This is a genomic window from Streptomyces sp. NPDC041135 (assembly GCF_055592085.1).
The window spans coordinates 1-16,927 of the sequence record NZ_JBVIYZ010000011.1; the positions used below are offsets into that span (position 1 = coordinate 1).

General features: G+C 72.9%; 13 protein-coding genes. 7 read left to right on the forward strand and 6 right to left on the reverse strand.

Annotated features, from left to right (window positions below):
* The 4 genes from ACZ6CZ_RS24070 to glgB form a co-directional block, all read left to right on the forward strand.
* A partial coding sequence (locus ACZ6CZ_RS24070; protein WP_469024688.1) for an alpha-glucosidase C-terminal domain-containing protein occupies positions 1–386 on the forward strand: 386 nt, incomplete at its 5' end.
* On the forward strand, positions 383–2,083 hold the full coding sequence (gene treS, locus ACZ6CZ_RS24075; RefSeq protein ID WP_469024691.1) for a maltose alpha-D-glucosyltransferase: 1,701 nt from the start codon (positions 383–385) through the stop codon (positions 2,081–2,083). The genes ACZ6CZ_RS24070 and treS, both read left to right, overlap by 4 nt.
* A gap of 90 nt (positions 2,084–2,173) precedes the next feature.
* Positions 2,174–3,682 carry a maltokinase N-terminal cap-like domain-containing protein gene (locus ACZ6CZ_RS24080; RefSeq protein WP_469024694.1) on the forward strand — a complete coding sequence of 503 codons (1,509 nt, stop codon included), beginning with the start codon at positions 2,174–2,176 and terminating at the stop codon, positions 3,680–3,682.
* Positions 3,683–4,005: 323 nt separating this feature from the next.
* Positions 4,006–6,228: a 1,4-alpha-glucan branching enzyme gene (gene glgB / locus ACZ6CZ_RS24085; RefSeq protein ID WP_469025228.1), complete on the forward strand. Its 2,223-nt coding sequence runs from the start codon at positions 4,006–4,008 to the stop codon at positions 6,226–6,228.
* 57 nt (positions 6,229–6,285) lie between these two features.
* Here the strand turns inward: glgB and ACZ6CZ_RS24090 are convergent, their stop codons facing one another.
* The 5 genes from ACZ6CZ_RS24090 to ACZ6CZ_RS24110 all read right to left on the reverse strand — a co-directional run bounded on the left by ACZ6CZ_RS24090 (position 6,286) and on the right by ACZ6CZ_RS24110 (position 12,061).
* The gene (locus tag ACZ6CZ_RS24090) at positions 6,286–8,547 is read right to left on the reverse strand and encodes a HelD family protein (RefSeq protein WP_469024696.1); all 2,262 of its coding nucleotides are present in this window, start codon (positions 8,545–8,547) and stop codon (positions 6,286–6,288) included.
* Between the two features lie 147 nt (positions 8,548–8,694).
* On the reverse strand, positions 8,695–9,027 hold the full coding sequence (locus ACZ6CZ_RS24095; RefSeq protein WP_469024699.1) for a thioredoxin family protein: 333 nt from the start codon (positions 9,025–9,027) through the stop codon (positions 8,695–8,697).
* Positions 9,024–9,452: a MerR family transcriptional regulator gene (locus ACZ6CZ_RS24100; RefSeq protein WP_469024702.1), complete on the reverse strand. Its 429-nt coding sequence runs from the start codon at positions 9,450–9,452 to the stop codon at positions 9,024–9,026. The genes ACZ6CZ_RS24095 and ACZ6CZ_RS24100 overlap by 4 nt, the downstream gene beginning before the upstream one ends.
* 53 nt (positions 9,453–9,505) lie before the next feature.
* The gene (locus tag ACZ6CZ_RS24105; protein ID WP_469024704.1) at positions 9,506–10,285 is read right to left on the reverse strand and encodes a DUF2127 domain-containing protein; all 780 of its coding nucleotides are present in this window, start codon (positions 10,283–10,285) and stop codon (positions 9,506–9,508) included.
* A gap of 99 nt (positions 10,286–10,384) precedes the next feature.
* Positions 10,385–12,061, reverse strand: coding sequence for an MFS transporter (locus tag ACZ6CZ_RS24110; RefSeq protein ID WP_469024706.1), 1,677 nt, complete (start codon positions 12,059–12,061; stop codon positions 10,385–10,387).
* Positions 12,062–12,168: 107 nt separating this feature from the next.
* Between ACZ6CZ_RS24110 and ACZ6CZ_RS24115 the strand changes: the two genes are divergently transcribed.
* Positions 12,169–12,792: a TetR/AcrR family transcriptional regulator gene (locus tag ACZ6CZ_RS24115; RefSeq protein WP_469024708.1), complete on the forward strand. Its 624-nt coding sequence runs from the start codon at positions 12,169–12,171 to the stop codon at positions 12,790–12,792.
* Between the two features lie 127 nt (positions 12,793–12,919).
* Here the strand turns inward: ACZ6CZ_RS24115 and ACZ6CZ_RS24120 are convergent, their stop codons facing one another.
* On the reverse strand, positions 12,920–14,296 hold the full coding sequence (locus tag ACZ6CZ_RS24120) for a cation:dicarboxylate symporter family transporter (RefSeq protein WP_469024710.1): 1,377 nt from the start codon (positions 14,294–14,296) through the stop codon (positions 12,920–12,922).
* A 152-nt stretch (positions 14,297–14,448) separates the two neighbouring features.
* On the opposite strand from ACZ6CZ_RS24120, the gene ACZ6CZ_RS24125 reads away from it, so the two are divergent.
* Together ACZ6CZ_RS24125 and ACZ6CZ_RS24130 are read left to right on the forward strand one after the other, a co-directional pair.
* Positions 14,449–16,092: an ATP-binding protein gene (locus tag ACZ6CZ_RS24125; RefSeq protein ID WP_469024711.1), complete on the forward strand. Its 1,644-nt coding sequence runs from the start codon at positions 14,449–14,451 to the stop codon at positions 16,090–16,092.
* A 65-nt stretch (positions 16,093–16,157) separates the two neighbouring features.
* Positions 16,158–16,802 carry a response regulator gene (locus tag ACZ6CZ_RS24130; protein WP_469025230.1) on the forward strand — a complete coding sequence of 215 codons (645 nt, stop codon included), beginning with the start codon at positions 16,158–16,160 and terminating at the stop codon, positions 16,800–16,802.
* Positions 16,803–16,927 lie beyond the last annotated feature (125 nt).

A 16,927-nucleotide genomic window follows, 5' to 3' on the forward strand; every position in this document is an offset into this window, starting at 1 on the left:
AGGGCCGCACCATCGCCCCCCTCATCACCCGCCTCAACGCCGTCCGCCGCGCCCACCCCGCCCTCCAGCAACTGCGCGACCTGCACTTCCACCACGCCGATCAGGAGGCGGTGATCGCCTACTCGAAGCGCAGCGGTTCGAACACGGTTCTGGTCGTCGTCAACCTCGACCCGCACCACACCCAGGAGGCCACGGTCTCGTTGGACATGCCGCAACTCGGCCTGGATTGGCACGAGTCGGTGCCGGTGCGTGACGAACTCACCGGCGAGACCTATCACTGGGGCAGGACCAACTATGTGCGACTCGAACCGGGTCAGCGCCCCGCGCACATCTTCACGGTTCTGCGACCGTCCTCCCCGCAGATCGGAGGGTCACCCACCACATGATCGTCAACGAGCCCGTCCAGGACACCTTCGAGGACACTCCTGCCAAGGACCGGGACCCGGAGTGGTTCAAGCGTGCCGTCTTCTACGAGGTACTGGTCCGCTCCTTCCAGGACAGCAACGGTGACGGCGTCGGCGACCTCAAGGGCCTGACCGCCAAACTCGACTACCTCCAGTGGCTCGGCGTGGACTGCCTCTGGCTGCCGCCGTTCTTCAAGTCGCCGCTGCGCGACGGCGGGTACGACGTGTCGGACTACACGGCCGTGCTCCCGGAGTTCGGTGACCTCGCCGACTTCGTGGAGTTCGTCGACGCCGCCCACCAGCGCGGCATGCGCGTGATCATCGACTTCGTCATGAACCACACCAGCGACCAGCACCCGTGGTTCCAGGAGTCGCGCACCAACCCCGACGGCCCCTACGGCGACTACTACGTCTGGGCCGACGACGACAAGCAGTACCAGGACGCGCGGGTCATCTTCGTCGACACGGAGGCATCCAACTGGACGTACGACCCCGTGCGCAAGCAGTACTTCTGGCACCGCTTCTTCTCCCACCAGCCGGACCTCAACTACGAGAACCCGGCCGTGCAGGAGGAGATGATCTCCGCGCTGAAGTTCTGGCTGGACCTGGGCATCGACGGGCTCCGGCTGGACGCCGTGCCGTACCTCTACCAGGAGGAGGGCACCAACTGCGAGAACCTCCCCGCCACCCACGCGTTCCTGCGGCGGGTACGCAGGGAGATCGACGAGCAGTACGCCGACAAGGTGCTGCTGGCGGAGGCCAACCAGTGGCCGGAGGACGTCGTCGACTACTTCGGCGACTACCCCAGCGGCGGCGACGAGTGCCACATGGCGTTCCACTTCCCCGTCATGCCCCGCATCTTCATGGCCGTGCGCCGCGAGTCGCGCTACCCCGTCTCCGAGATCCTGGCCAAGACCCCGGCCATCCCCTCGGGCTGCCAGTGGGGCATCTTCCTGCGCAACCACGACGAGCTGACCCTGGAGATGGTCACCGACGAGGAACGCGACTACATGTGGGCCGAGTACGCGAAAGACCCGCGGATGCGCGCCAACATCGGCATCCGGCGCCGGCTCGCCACCCTGCTGGACAACGACCGCAACCAGATGGAGCTGTTCACGGCCCTGCTGCTGTCGCTGCCGGGTTCGCCGATCCTGTACTACGGCGACGAGATCGGCATGGGCGACAACATCTGGCTCGGCGACCGCGACGCGGTGCGCACCCCCATGCAGTGGACCCCCGACCGCAACGCCGGATTCTCCTCCTGCGACCCCGGACGGCTGTTCCTGCCCACGATCATGGACCCGGTCTACGGCTACCAGGTCACCAACGTCGAGGCCTCCATGTCCTCGCCGTCCAGCCTGCTGCACTGGACCCGCCGCATGATCGAGATCCGCAAGCAGAACCACGCCTTCGGACTCGGCTCCTACACCGAACTGCAGTCCTCCAACCCGGCCGTCCTCGCCTTCCTGCGCGAGTACGAGGACGACCTGGTGCTGTGCGTGCACAACTTCTCGCGGTTCGCGCAGCCCACCGAACTCGACCTCAGTCCGTTCAACGGGCGGCACCCGGTCGAGCTGTTCGGCGGGGTGCGCTTCCCCGCGATCGGTGAACTGCCCTACCTGCTCACGCTGGCGGGGCACGGCTTCTACTGGTTCCGGCTGCGCCGGGACGCCGCGTAGTGCTGTGACCGGGTGGGGCGGTTTCCTCCGCCCCGCCCGGGGCACGCAGTAGTAACACCCCGACGACCCGGGGAAAGGACGTGACGCCCCATGGCGGAAACGGTCACCACTTCCGGTACCACTCCCTCCGGTGCCTCCGCAGGCACCACCCCCTCCTCCGGGGCCTCCTCAGGCTCCGCGAGGCATGCCTCCCTGCTCGCGTCCCTCGATCCGCTGCTGCGCGAGTGGCTGCCGAGGCAGCGCTGGTTCGCGGGCAAGGGACGCCCGGTCACCGGCTTCTCCGCGGTGGCCGTCACCGAGCTGCTCCCGGCCCCGGTGCCCGCGGCCACGCTCGAGCAGAACGGCGCTCCCATCGGCCGCCTCGGCCTGTACCACCTGCTGGTGCGCGCCCACCAGCCGGCCGCCCTGGGCGCCCCGGCCCAGCCCGGCGACTGCTACCAGCTGCTGATAGGCGTGCGCGAGGCGCTGCCGCCCCGGCTGGCGCCCGCGCTCATCGGACACGTGGAGGACGGTCCGCTCGCCGGGCACACGGTCTACGACGCCCTCTTCGACGCCCGGCCCGCCGATCTGCTCCTGGAGGCCCTGCGCACCCAGGCCCGGATCGGCGGGCTGCGTTTCGAGCGGGACGAGACGCAGGAGATCCGGGACGGGCTCGTCGCCCGCCTGATGACCGCGGAGCAGTCCAACTCCTCCGTCGTCTATGGAGATACGTTCATCCTCAAGCTGCTGCGCCGGGTCGTGCCCGGTGTCAATCCCGACCTGGAGCTGCCGCTCGCCCTCGCCCGGGAGGGCTGCGCCCGGGTGCCCGCGCCGACCGGCTGGCTGCGCGCCGAGGTGGACGCGGACTCCTACGTCCTGGGCGTGCTCCAGCCCTTCGTGCGGGGCGCGGCGGACGGCTGGGAGCTGGCGCTGCGCGAGCTGGCCAAGGGCGAGGACTTCGCCGCCGAGGCGCGGGCGATCGGCCGGGCCACCGCCGAGGTGCACACCGCCCTCGCCCGCGCCCTGCCCACGGTCACGCTCGGTCACCAGCAGCTGCGGTCGCTGGTCGACGGCATGATCGAGCGCCTGGAGGCCGCCGTCCAGGCGGTGCCCGCGCTGCGGCCGTACGAGCCGGGGCTGCGCTCCGCCTACGCGGCGCTGGCCGACCTGGCCTCGGAGGGCCGCACCTGGACCGCCCAGCGGGTCCACGGCGACCTGCACCTCGGTCAGTGCCTGCGCTCGGCGTCCGGGGACTGGTCGCTGATCGACTTCGAGGGCGAACCGGCCCGGCCGCTGGCGGAACGGCGCATGCCGCAGCCGGCGGTGCGGGACGTCGCCGGGATGCTGCGCTCCTTCGACTACGCGGCCCACTCGGTGAACCCGCCGGTGCCGGGCTGGGCGGACACCTGCCGGGCCGCCTACTGTGCCGGGTACGCGGAGGTGGCCGGCCGCGACCCGCGCACCGACCCCGTGCTGCTGCGGGCCTACGAGACCGACAAGGCGGTCTACGAAGTCGTCTACGAGGCCCGGCACCGCCCCGACTGGCTGCCCGTGCCGATGTCGGCGGTCCGCCGCCTCGCCACGTCCGACCCGACCCTCGCCCGGGAGACTCGTCCGTGACGTCCAAGAAGTCAGCGACCCCGAAGAACAAGTCCGAGAAGAACAAGTCCGTGAAGAACAAGCCCGAGAAGAACAGGCCCGACAGGGACACGGCCGAGCAGGACAGGCCCGGGAAGGGCACCGTGGCCGAGGAAGCGGCAGAGCGGGGCGCCGCCGCCGGGGGCACCACCGGGACGGCCGCGGCGGCCGCTCCCGCGGAGGTCCCCGGCGCCCGCGCGCCGGAGCCCGCCCCCGCCCCTGCCCCTGCCTCCGAAGCTGTGCCGCAGGCGGCGGCGCCGCGGGTGCCGGCGCCCGCCCGGGAGCCGGTGCCGCAGGCCGCGCCGGTGCCCGAGTCCGGCCCGCGGGTCCTGGAGGTCGCCGTCTCGCCCGCCCTGGACGCCGGTGACCGCGAGCGGCTGCTGCACGGCACCCACCACGCCCCGCACTCCGTCCTGGGCGCCCACCCGGTGCCCGGCGGGGTCGCCTTCCGCGCCTTCCGGCCCTACGCGCGGTCCGTGACCGTCCTGTCCGGCGAGGCGCGGGCGGAGCTGCACGACGACGGCGACGGGTTCTTCTCCGGCCTGCTGCCGCTGTCCGAGGTCCCCGGGTACCGGCTGCTGGTCGGCTACGACAGCGGCGTCCACGAGACCGAGGACGCCTACCGCTTCCTGCCCACCCTCGGCGACCTCGACCTGCACCTCGTCGGCGAGGGCCGGCACGAGCAGCTGTGGCAGGCGCTGGGCGCGCGGCCGATGACCCACCAGGGCGTGGCCGGCACCAGCTTCTCGGTGTGGGCGCCGAACGCACGGGGCGTGCGCGTGGCGGGCACCTTCAACTTCTGGGACGCCGCCGGGCATCCGATGCGCTCGCTCGGCGGCTCCGGGGTGTGGGAGCTGTTCGTGCCGGGGATCGGCGAGGGCGAGCTGTACAAGTTCGAGATCACCCGCCCGGACGGCTCCCGCACGCTGCGCGCCGACCCGATGGCCCGCCGTACCGAGGTGCCGCCCGCCACCTCCTCGATCGTGTACGCCTCGCACCACGAGTGGGAGGACGACGAGTGGCTGGCCCGGCGCGCCGAGGTGCCGGCGACCCGGGCGCCGATGTCGGTCTACGAGGTCCACCTGGCCTCCTGGCGACCCGGTCTGACGTACCGTCAGCTTGCCGAGCAGCTGCCGGCGTACGTGCGGGAGATGGGGTTCACCCATGTCGAGCTGATGCCGGTCGCCGAGCACCCCTTCGGCGGCTCCTGGGGCTACCAGGTCACCGGCTTCTACGCCCCCACGGCCCGCCTGGGCACCCCGGACGACTTCAAGTTCCTGGTCGACGCCCTGCACCGGGCCGGCATCGGCGTGCTGATGGACTGGGTCCCGGCGCACTTCCCGCGCGACGCGTGGGCGCTGGCCGAGTTCGACGGGCGCCCGCTGTACGAGCACTCCGACCCGCTGCGGGCCGCCCATCCCGACTGGGGCACCCTGGAGTTCGACTTCGGCCGCCGCGAGGTGCGCAACTTCCTCGTCGCCAACGCCGTGTACTGGTGCGAGGAGTTCCACATCGACGGCCTGCGGGTGGACGCCGTCGCCTCCATGCTCTACCTCGACTACTCGCGCGAGCCGGGCCAGTGGACGCCGAACGAGCACGGCGGGCGGGAGAACCTCGACGCGGTGGCGTTCCTCCAGGAGATGAACGCGACCGTGTACCGGCGGGTGCCCGGCGTGGTGACCATCGCCGAGGAGTCGACGGCCTGGGACGGTGTCACGCGCCCCACGCACCAGGTGGGGCCGGGCGGCTTCGGCGGGCTGGGCTTCGGGCTGAAGTGGAACATGGGCTGGATGCACGACTCGCTGGACTACGTGGGCCACGCGCCGGTGCACCGCGCGTACCACCACCACGAGATGACCTTCTCCATGGTGTACGCCTACAGCGAGAACTACGTCCTGCCGATCTCCCACGACGAGGTGGTGCACGGCAAGCGCTCACTCGTCTCCAAGATGCCCGGCGACTGGTGGCAGCAGCGCGCCGACCACCGCGCCTACCTCGGCTTCATGTGGGCCCACCCCGGCAAGCAGCTGCTGTTCATGGGGCAGGAGTTCGCCCAGGGCGCGGAGTGGTCGGAGGCGCACGGCCCGGACTGGTGGCTGCTCGACCCGGCGTACGGGGCGGAGGCCGACCACCGGGGGGTGCGCGACCTGGTCCGCGACCTCAACACCGTGTACCGGCACACGCCGGCGCTGTGGCAGCAGGACACCGACCCGGCGGGCTTCCAGTGGGTGGTGTCGGACGCGGCCGACGACAACGTCTTCGCCTTCCTGCGCTACGACGCCGAGGGCACGCCGCTGCTCGCCGTCTCCCACTTCTCCCCCGTCGTCCGCCACGACTACCGCCTCGGGGTCCCCGACGACGTCTCCGCCTGGCAGGAGGTCCTCAACACGGACCTCGCCAGGTACGGCGGCAGCGACGTCGGCAACCCCGACCCGGTCAAGCCCGAACCACAGGGCTGGCACGGCCGGCCGTCCAGCATCCGCCTGACCCTGCCGCCCCTCTCGACGGTCTGGCTCCGGCCGGCCTGATCCCCGTCCTCCCGTCCCGCAGGCCCGGGCCGCTCAGGCGGCCCGGGCCGGAGAGGGTCAGGTGGTGGTCAGGCCCGCGGGGAGCGGGCCGGTGTGCAGGACGGCGAGGTGCTGGGTGGCCCGGGTGAGGGCGACGTACAGGTCGCTCGTGCCGTAGGCGCCCGGTTCCACCACCAGGACCGAGTCGAACTCCAGCCCCTTGGCCTGGCGCGGGTCCAGCAGGACCACGGTGCGCGTCAGGTCGGGTTCGGCGCCGGCGGTGACCCCGTCCAGCCGGGCGGCCAGCGCCCGGTGCAGTGCGCGCGGGGCGATGACCGCCAGCCGGCCTTCGGCCGGGGTGAGTGCGGCGACCGCCTCGCGCACCGCGCCGGGCAGGCCGTCCCGGGCCACCTGCCGCACCCAGGGCTTCACTCCCGTGGAGCGGACCGAGCTGGGCGGTTCGAAGTCCGGCCGGCCGGCGCGGACCACGGCGGCGGCGAGGTCCATGATCTCGGCCGGGGTGCGGTAGTTGACCCCGAGCCGGGTGTGCTCCCAGCGGTCCTCGACGTACGGGGCGAGGATGTCCTGCCAGGAGCCGACCCCGGCCGCCTCCGACGTCTGGGCGGGATCGCCCACCAGCGTCATCGAGCGGGTGGGGCTGCGCCGCATCAGCAGCCGCCAGGCCATCGGCGACAGCTCCTGCGCCTCGTCGACGATGATGTGCCCGAACGCCCAGGTGCGGTCGGCGGCGGCGCGTTCGGCGGCGCTGCGGTGATCCGCCTCCTCCTGCCGCTCGGCGAACCGCTCGGCGTCGATGATGTCGTGCGCGGACAGCACCTCCGACCCCTCCGGGTCGCCCTCCTCCTTGTCCTCGAACTCGTACGTCCGCGAGGCGTACGACACGTCCAGCACGCCCTGCGCGTACGCCACCTGGGTCTCGCGCTCGCGGTCCGCGCGGGCCCGGGCGAGCCGGTCGTCCTCGCCGAGGAGTTCCGCCGCCTCGTCCAGCAGCGGCACGTCCGCCACGGTCCAGGCCCGGGTCACCGGGCGGCGGATCGCGGCCGCGTCCTCCTCGCCGACGTATCCCTCGGGGGCGGCGAGGAAGTCGGCGACCAGCCGCCGCGGGGTCAGCCGGGGCCACAGCCGGTCGACGGCCGCCCAGACGCCCGGGTTCTCGGCGAGTTCGTCGCGGATCTGGGTGATGTCCGCGGCGTCCAGCAGGCTGCTGCCGTCGTAGGGGTCGGTGCCCACGCGCTCGGCGTACAGCTCGGTGAGCGTGTTGAGGATGTGGCCCTCGAAGTGCTCGCGGGCCGCGTTGTGCGGCAGTCCGGCGGCCCGGGTGCGCTCGCGGGCGACGCGGACCAGGCCGTCGTCGAGCATCAGGACCTCGCGGTCGTGCTCGACGGTGATGACCGGGTCGGGCAGTGCCTGCCGGTCGCGGACCACGGCGGCGAGCACGTCGGCCATGTCGGCGCGGCCCTTGACCGCGGCGGCGGCCGGGGTGTCGGTGGCCGTGGCCCGCACTCCGGGGAACAGCTCGCCGACCGTCGCCAGCAGGACGCCCGTCTCGCCGAGGGAGGGCAGCACCTCGCCGATGTAGCCGAGGAAGGCGGGGTTGGGGCCGACGATGAGCACGGCCCGCCGTGCCAGCAGTTCCCGGTGCTCGTAGAGCAGGTAGGCGGCCCGGTGCAGGGCGACCGCGGTCTTGCCGGTGCCGGGGCCGCCCTCGACCACGAGCACGCCCCGGTGCGGGGCCCGGATGATGCGGTCCTGGTCGGCCTGGATGGTCCGCACGATGTCGCTCATGCGGCCGGTGCGCGCGGAGTCCAGCGCGGCCAGCAGCACGGCGTCGCCGCTGGGATCCTCGTGACCGGTGCGGGTGGCGTCGCCGAGGTCCAGGATCTCGTCGTGCAGGGCCGTCACCGTACGGCCGGCGGTGGCGATGTGCCGGCGCCGCCGCAGGCCCATCGGGGTGTGCCCGGTGGCCAGGTAGAACGGGCGGGCGACGGCGGCCCGCCAGTCGACGAGCAGCGGGGTGCGCTCGGCGTCGTCACGGCGCAGTCCGATCCGGCCGATGTGGTGGGTGGCGCCGGAGGTGAGGTCGATGCGGCCGAAGCAGAGCGAACCGTCCACCGCGTCCAGGGCGGCGAGCAGCCCCGACCGCTCGGCGACCAGGATGTCCCGCTCCAGCCGGGCCTGCATGGGCTTGTCGCCCTGGGCGAGCGCGTCCGCGACGGCCGTCTCGGTGTCGCCGCGCAGCGCGTCCACCCGCGTGTACAGTCCGTCGACGAATTCCTGCTCGCGCCGCAATTCCTCGTCCGGAAATTCGGTGTTTGACAATTCCGCTCCCGCCCGGATATACTGTGCCCACTGAACTTCTTACGCGACCCTTTTCCGAAAGTCGCGAACCACTGAATATACGCAGAGAAATCCCCTGAGTGCAATTACTCGGGGGATTTCTTCATGTCCGGGCGGCGGGGGGCGGGATCACAGCACGTCGGTCAGTTCCTCCAGCAGCCGCCGCTTGGCCCGCGCGCCCACCATCGACCGCACCGGCTCGCCGTCCCGGAAGACCATCAGGGTCGGCGTGGACAGCACGCCGTAACGGATCGTCGTCCGCGGATTGCGGTCCACGTCCAGCTGGACGACGCGCAGCCGGTCGCCCTCCTCGGCGGCGATGTCCTTCAGCACCGGCGCCAGCTGCCGGCACGGCCCGCACCAGTCGGCCGTGAACTGCACCAGCACCGGCAGTCCGCAGCCGAGCACCTCCGTCTCGAAGTCGGTGTCCGTCACCTCGGTCAGTCCGCTCACCACGCTCATCCCGTCAGCTCTCCCAGCTCGCACACGGGTTCCGGGCCCCCCGGAACCAGCGCCTCGGCGGCCAGCTCGTCCCGGGCCCGCTCGGCCCGCGCCAGCTGCCCGGCGACCGTCTCCCGCACCCCTTGGAGCTGCCCGATGAGCGCGTCCAGTTCGCCCAGCTTGCGCCGGTAGACCGCGAGCGACGCCGGGCAGGCGTCGCCCTCGGGGTGCCCGGCCCGCAGGCACTCCACGAACGGCCGCGTCTCCTCGAGTCCGAACCCGAAGTCCTGGAGGGTCCGGATCTGGTCCAGCAGCCGCAGGTCGCCCTCGTCGTAGGTGCGGTGGCCCTTGCCGTCGCGCCGGGCGGGCAGCAGCCCGCGTGCCTCGTAGTAGCGCAGGGTGCGGGTGGTGGTCCCGGCCCGTGCGGCCAGCTCGCCGATTCGCATGTCCCCGACCGTAGGTGTTGACGTCGGCGTCAAGGCAAGCCTCCCGGTCCCGGTCACACCGTCCGCGGGTCGGCGGCGGTGCCGGCCGACTCCGCCAGCTCCAGCAGCGACGCGCTGTGGCGCTCCTCGTCGAAGGCCCGGCGGCCGCCGCGCAGACCGAACAGGCGCTTGGCGAGCGCGATGTAGAGGACGGCGAGGATGTTGAGGACCAGGGTGGCGATCTTCAGCCAGCTGACGTGCTCGGTGAGTTCGTAGATCTCCAGCGGCAGGAACGCGGCGGTGGCCACCACCGTCAGGTACTCCGCCCAGCGTTTGGCGTACCACAGGCCCACGGCCTCGACGAGTTCGACCGCCGCGTAGGCCAGCAGCAGGGCCGCCACGAGGACGAGGGTGTGGTGCCGGTAGCCGAAGGCCTTCTGGATGGAGCCGACGACCGGGGAGTGGTCGAGGTCGTAGTGGAAGTGCCGGAACACCGGGCGGAAGACGTTCAGGTTCTCGTCGAACAGCCGCCGCACGGCGTCCTGGCTGTTGCTGAACTTCCACACCGCCACCGCGACCAGCACGATGAACACCCCGCGCACGGCCCGCTCGACCGCCAGGAACCGCAGGACGAACAGGTCCCGCAGCACCTTCCCGCGCGGCACCAGCGGCGCGTCGGCGGACGGTCCCGAGCCGTGCGGCTCGCCGAGCGCGAAGTCGCCGCAGCGCAGGCAGCGCCAGACGTCCCCGAGCGCGGTGACGGCGTGCAGCCGCGTCCGCAGTCGGGGATCGTCGGGTGCGTAGGTCACATGACCCTTGCGCGCACAGGTGCGCCGGTCCCAGTCGATCGTCATCCCCCGTGCCTCCATGCCCGCCGATGTCCGGGAACGTGCCGTCCCGGAACTCCGGCACGGCACGTTAGTGGATGCGGGCGCCCACCGGGCCCGCCGGGGTCAGCGGGCGTCGCTGCCCACCGGCTCGCGCCGCTCCTCGGACGCCTCCTCGGCGGCGGCCGCCTCCCGGCGCGGCAGCAGCACGGCCACCAGGACGGTCCCGGCGCCCAGGACGAGCGCGCCGATCAGGCTGGTGCGGGCGACCGCGTCGGCGAAGGAGGAGCCGACCGCGTCGGCCAGCTGCCGGGCCCCGCCGGCCAGGCCCGCGGCCTGCTGCTTCAGCCGGCCGGCCTGCTCGGGGTCACTGACCTGCGCGGCCTGCGCGGCGAGCCGCTGTGCCTTCTCCCCGATGCCCTGCGCGACCGCGTACCCGCCGCCGACCGAGTCCCGGGCGGTGGCCAGAGCGCTCGCCGGGAGGCCGCGGCCGGCGGTGGCGTCGGTGAGGCGGTCGGCGTACGTCGTCGACAGCAGCGAGCCGAGGATCGCGATGCCGAGCGAGCCGCCCAGCTCCAGCGAGGTGTCGTTGACGGCGCCGCCGACGCCCAGCTCCGACTCCGGGAACGCGCCCATGATCGCGTCGGTGCAGGGCGAGAGGGCGAGGCCGATGGCCAGGCCCAGCAGCACGAGCGGGGCCACGAAGTCGCCGTAGGAGGAACCCGCGTCCACCCGGGTCAGCAGCGCCAGGGCGGCCGTGCCGCCGGCCATGCCCGCGGTGACCGTCCACTTCATGCCCAAGCGGGGGGTGAGCCAGCCGGTGAGGGCGGACCCGGCGAAGACCGCGCCGGCCAGCGGGAGCATGCGCAGCCCGGTGCCGAGGGCGTCGTAGCCGAGGACGAACTGCAGGTGCTGGGTGAGGTAGTAGAAGGCGCCGAAGACGGCCAGGAAGAACAGGGCGACGGCGAGGTTGGAGCCCGCGAACCGGCGGTCGGTGAAGCGCCGCACGTCCAGCACCGGGTGCGGGTGGCGCAGCTCCCACAGCACGAAGGCGATCAGGCCGGTGCCGGCGACGACGGCCGCGGTGACGGCCCGCACGCCCCAGCCGAAGTGCGGACCCTCGATGATCATGTAGATCAGGGAGCCGGTCCACACCACCGACAGCAGCCCGCCGACGTAGTCGATCCGGTCGTGGTGGCCGGCCTTGGACGGCGGTACGAGCACCAGGGCGCCGACGATCGCGACGGCGGCGACGGGGACGTTGATCAGGAAGGTCGAGGACCAGCCGTGGTGGCGCAGCAGCGCGCCCGCGACGACCGGTCCGGCCGCGATGGCGAGTCCGGCGGTGGCGGTCCACAGGGTGATGGCCTTGGCGCGCTCGCCCCGCGGGAAGGTGGCGGCGAGCAGGGACAGCGTGGCGGGCATGATCAGCGCCGCGCCGACGCCCATCACGGCGCGGGCCGCGATGACGGCCGTCGAGCTGTCGGCGAGGTACCCCGAGACCGCCCCCGCGCCGAAGACCAGGAGGCCGAGGACCAGCGCGCCGCGCCGGCTGTACTTGTCGCCGATCGCGCCGAGCACCAGCATCAGCGCGGCGTAGGGGACGGTGTAGCCGTCGATCACCCACTGGAGGTCGGCGCCGGACAGCCCGAGGTCCCGGGTCATGTCGGGGGCCGCGACCGTGAGGGCGGTGTTCGCCATCACGATGATCAGCAGGCTCAGGCAGAGCACGAGCAGCGCCCACCAGCGCCGCCGGTAGGGGGCCGCCGACCGTTCCACCGGTTCGGTCAGGACGAGTTGCATGGCAGGGGTCGCCTTCCTCGACGTGGCTTGCACACTGACGTGCAATTGCACAACACTGTGCAATGTACGCCTTTGCACACCGCCGTGCAACTCGCGAAGGGGGCAGAATGGCCGCCATGACCACCGGTAACGCCAGCCGCGCCGACGCCAACCGGCGCCGCATCCTCGACGTCGCGCTCGCCGAACTGCTGCGCGACCCCGACGCCTCGATGGACCAGATCGCGCGCGCCGCGGGAGTCGTGCGGCGGACCGTGTACGGCCACTTCCCGAGCCGGGAGGCGCTGATCAGCACGCTGGTCGACGGCGCGGTGGAGGCGCTGGTGGACGCCGACGAGCGGGCCCGGGAGGCGGTGGCGGACCCGGCGGAGGCGGTGGCCCGGTCGGTGCTCGCCCTGTGGGAGATCGCCGACCGCTACCGGCTGCTGATCGCCCTCGCCCAGCGCACGGTCACCGTGCAGGGCATCCGCGAGCGGCTCGCCCCCTTGCGCGACGACAAGGTACGGCTGCTCCAGCGGGGCCTCGACGAGGGCACCTTCACCTCCCCGCTGCCCGCTCCCGCCCTGGCCTACGTGCACGAGCAGACGCTGTTCGCGGTCATGGAGGCGGTGAACGACGGCCTGCTGTCCACGCAGGAGGCGGGCCGCGCCGCCACGGTCACCGTCCTGGCCACCGCAGGCGTCCCCACCCCCGAGGCCACCACCCTGGTGACCCGCCTGACCACCCCCCACTGACCCCGGGGCGAGACCCGCGGCACCGCCCGCCCGTCAGGGGCGCGGGGAACTGCGCGCCCAACCCCCACCGCCCCGCACCCGGCGGACAACGGAACCCCCCACCCCCGGCCCCGCCCCCGTCGCACCCCTACGCCGAGGCCAACTCCTTCTCCCCACCCCCACGCGGCCCCGGCACCGCCACCTCCGCGTCGAGCAGCGACGTCTCGTCGAACGGCAGCTCCCCCGCCAGCACCCTCCGCACCCGCTCCCCGTCGATCTCCTTCGTCCAGGTACCGATCAGCACCGTGGCGACCGCGTTGCCCGCGAAGTTCGTCAGGGCCCGCGCCTCGCTCATGAACCGGTCGATGCCGACGATCAGCCCGACCCCGTCGACCAGCGCCGGCTTGTGCGACTGAAGCCCGCCCGCGAGCGTGGCGAGACCCGCACCGCTCACCCCGGCCGCGCCCTTGGACGCGAGCAGCAGGAACAGCAGCAGCGGGATCTGCTCACCGACGGACATCGGCGTGCCCAGGGCGTCGGCGATGTACAGCGAGGCCATGGTCATGTAGATCATCGTGCCGTCGAGGTTGAAGGAGTACCCGGTCGGCACGGTGATGCCGACGACCGGCCGGGAGACGCCCAGGTGCTCCATCTTCGCGATCAGCCGCGGCAGCGCCGACTCGGACGAGGACGTGGACAGGATGAGCAGGAACTCCCGCGCCAGGTACCGCAGCAGCGACAGGATGTTCAGCCCGGCGACGACCCGCAGGAGCGCGCCGAGCACGACGATCACGAACAGGAAGCAGGTCACGTAGAAGCCGAACATCAGCACGGCGAGGCTCTTGAGGGCGTCGACCCCGGCGGAGCCGACCACCGCGGCGATGGCGCCGAAGGCCCCGACCGGGGCGGCCCACATCACCATCGCGAGGATGCGGAACACCAGCCGCTGCACGTGGTCGATGCCACGCAGCACCGGCTGCCCCGCCGGGCCCATGGCCTGGAGGGCGAACCCGGTGAGCAGCGCGATGAGCAGCGTCTGCAGCACCTGTCCCTCGGTGAAGGCGGACACGAAGGTGGTCGGGATGACCGACAGCACGAAGTCGACGGGCGGCAGCGCGTCGCCGGAGACCTGGGCGTGTCCGGTCTGCTTGAGCGCGTCGGTCAGGTGCAGCCCGGAGCCCGGGTGCAGGACGTTGCCGACGACCAGGCCGATGGCGAGCGCCACCAGTGACATGACCAGGAAGTAGCCGAGCGCGATGCCGCCGACGGCGCCGACCTTGGCGGCCTTGCGGACCGATCCGATGCCGAGCACGATCGTGCAGAAGATGATCGGCGAGATCATCATCTTGATCAGGTTCACGAATCCGGTGCCGAGGGGCTTCAGCTCCACCGCGGCGTCGGGCCAGATCAGCCCCACCGCGATACCGAGCGCCACCGCGAGGATGACGGCGAGGTACAGATAGTGGGTGCGGTCCCGTTTCGCAGCGGGTGCGGCAGGTGCCGTATCGGGGGTGCTGGCGGCCACGGCTGCCCTCCTTGACGTCGTCGTCGGCGAACACCGGCGTGCGGCTCACGTCCGGGCGTCGCGGGGAATGCCGTGACTATCTCCCGGCCTGTGAGGGCGGTCACCCTTCCGTTCATTTAGTTCACGCCCGGCCCGGGAGGCACACTGCTGGCATGCGTCTGCCCTCCGTCCCCCGGCCCCGCAGCCTGGCCGGCCAGCTCTTCGCGATGCAGGCCGTGCTGATAGCGGTGGTGGTGGCCGGGTACGCGCTGTTCACCTACGTCAGTGACGAGCGGCAGGCGGAGGACGCGGCGCGCCGCCAGGCCCTGGCGGTGGCCCGCTCGGTCGCCGACGCGCCCTCGGTGCGCGCGGCGATCCGCACCGACGACCCCGCCGGCCGCCTCCAGCCGTACGCGCTGCGGGTGATGCGGGACACCGGCGTCGACTTCGTGACGATCATGGACCCGCGGGGCATCCGCTGGACCCACCCCGACCGGCAGGAGATCGGCCGCCCCTTCCTCGGCCACATCGGCGAGGCCCAGCGCGGCCACTCCTTCACCGAGACCTTCAGCGGCACCCTCGGCCCGTCGGTCCGTGCGGTGACGCCCGTGTGGGACGGCGGCCGGGTCACCGGCCTGGTGAGCGCCGGCATCCGGGTCGAGGCGATCAGCCGCCGCGTCCAGGACCAGGTCACCGCGCTGCTGGCGGTCGCCACCGGCGCGCTGCTGCTGGGCGCGGTCGGCACCTACGTCGTCAACGCCCGGCTGCGCCGGCACACCCACGGCATGAACGCGGCCGAGCTGAGCCGCATGCACGACTACCACCAGGCCGCGCTGCACGCGGTGCGCGAAGGGCTGCTGATGCTGGACGGCCGCCACCGGGTGGCGCTGATCAACGACGGGGGCCGGGAGCTGCTCGGGGTCGGCCCGGAGGCGGAGGTGGTGGGGACGCCGGTGGCGGAACTGGGGCTGCCCGCGCCGCTGACGGGAGCGCTGCTGGCTTCGGGGCCACGGGTCGACGAGGTGCACCTGACCTCCTCCCGGGTGCTGGTGGTGAACACCTCCCCGGTGTCCGGCGGCGAGCGCCGGGGCACGGTGGTCACCCTGCGCGACGTGACCGAACTCCAGTCCCTGATGGGTGAGCTGGACTCGGAGCGCGGTTTCAGCCAGGCGCTGCGCTCGCAGGCACACGAGGCGGCGAACCGGCTGCACACCGTCGTCTCGCTGATCGAGCTGGGCCGGGCCGGGGAGGCGGTACGGTTCGCGACGGCGGAGCTGGAGCTGGCCCAGACGCTCACCGACCGGGTGGTGGCGGCGGTGAGCGAACCGGTGCTGGCCGCGCTGCTGCTGGGCAAGACCGCCCAGGCGAACGAGCGGGGCGTGGAGCTGGTGCTGTCCGACGACAGCCGCCTCGACGACGGTGTCCTGCCCGCCGGCCTCCCGGCCCGGGACCTGGTCACCGTCCTCGGCAACCTGATCGACAACGCGGTGGACGCGGCCCAGGGCAGCCCGCGGGCCCGGGTGACGGTGACGGCGTACGCGCAGGACGGGGAACTGGTGCTGCGGGTGGCGGACACCGGGCCGGGTGTCGACTCCTCCCATGCCGACCTGGTGTTCCAGCGGGGGTTCTCCACCAAGCCGTCCGGACCGGGCGGGCGGGGCCTGGGACTGGCCCTGGTCCGGCAGGCGGTGCACCGCCGCGCGGGCACGCTGGCGGTGTCCCGCGCGGACGGCGGCGGCGCGCAGTTCGAGGCGCGGCTGCCCCTGGACCCGGCGGCGCCGTCCGCGCTGTCCGGCACCCCGGGAGGTGACGCGTGAGCCGAGGGCAGCCCATCCGTGTCCTGGTGGTCGAGGACGACCCGGTGGCGGCGGACGCGCACGTGATGTACGTCGGCCGGGTGCCGGGGTTCGTCGCGGTCGGCGCGGCGCACACGGGTGCGCAGGCGCGCCGGCTGCTGGAGCGCACGGCGGTGGACCTGATCCTGCTGGACCTGCACCTGCCGGACGTGCACGGTCTGCGGCTGGCCCGGTCGCTGCGGGCGGCCGGGCACCAGGCGGACGTCATCGCGGTGACGTCGGCCCGGGACCTGGCCGTGGTGCGCGAGGGGGTGTCGCTGGGGGTGGTGCAGTACGTGCTGAAGCCGTTCACCTTCGCCACGCTGCGGGACCGGCTGGTGCGCTACGCCGAGTTCCACGCGGCGGTGGGCGAGGCGGGGGGCCAGGACGACGTGGACCGGGCGCTGGCCGTGCTGCGCGCGCCGGCGCCCGCCGCGCTGCCCAAGGGCCTGAGCGGGCCGACGCTGGAGCGGGTGACGTCGGCGCTGCGCGAGGTGCCGGACGGGGTCACCGCGGCCGGGGTCGCCGAGGTGGTGGGCATCTCCCGCATCACGGCCCGGCGCTACCTGGAGCACCTGGTGGAGGCGGGCCGGGCGGTGCGCAAGCCGCTGTACGGGCAGGTGGGGCGCCCGGAGCTGGTCTACCGCTGGGTGAGCGGGGCGCCCGGGACACCGGGGGCGGTCACGGGCTGAACGGGATGGTCAAGCGACGGACGGGCCCGGGTGATCCGCCCGTTACCTACCGAACGGCCGGACCCGTACGTTCCTACGACATGTGACTCTGTCCGAACGGACCGTAGTCAGCGGGCGGTGAGCGC

Bases quoted from the DNA above. Each gene is read 5' to 3' on its own strand.
- ACZ6CZ_RS24100 (WP_469024702.1), bottom strand. From the start codon at position 9,452: ATGCGAATCGGCGAGCTGGCCGCACGGGCCGGGACCACCACCCGCACC.
- ACZ6CZ_RS24110 (WP_469024706.1), bottom strand. From the start codon at position 12,061: ATGCAACTCGTCCTGACCGAACCGGTGGAACGGTCGGCGGCCCCCTAC.
- ACZ6CZ_RS24125 (WP_469024711.1), top strand. From the start codon at position 14,449: ATGCGTCTGCCCTCCGTCCCCCGGCCCCGCAGCCTGGCCGGCCAGCTC.
- ACZ6CZ_RS24105 (WP_469024704.1), bottom strand. From the start codon at position 10,285: ATGACGATCGACTGGGACCGGCGCACCTGTGCGCGCAAGGGTCATGTG.
- treS (WP_469024691.1), top strand. From the start codon at position 383: ATGATCGTCAACGAGCCCGTCCAGGACACCTTCGAGGACACTCCTGCC.
- ACZ6CZ_RS24115 (WP_469024708.1), top strand. From the start codon at position 12,169: ATGGCCGCCATGACCACCGGTAACGCCAGCCGCGCCGACGCCAACCGG.
- ACZ6CZ_RS24130 (WP_469025230.1), top strand. From the start codon at position 16,158: ATGTACGTCGGCCGGGTGCCGGGGTTCGTCGCGGTCGGCGCGGCGCAC.
- ACZ6CZ_RS24080 (WP_469024694.1), top strand. From the start codon at position 2,174: ATGGCGGAAACGGTCACCACTTCCGGTACCACTCCCTCCGGTGCCTCC.
- ACZ6CZ_RS24095 (WP_469024699.1), bottom strand. From the start codon at position 9,027: ATGAGCGTGGTGAGCGGACTGACCGAGGTGACGGACACCGACTTCGAG.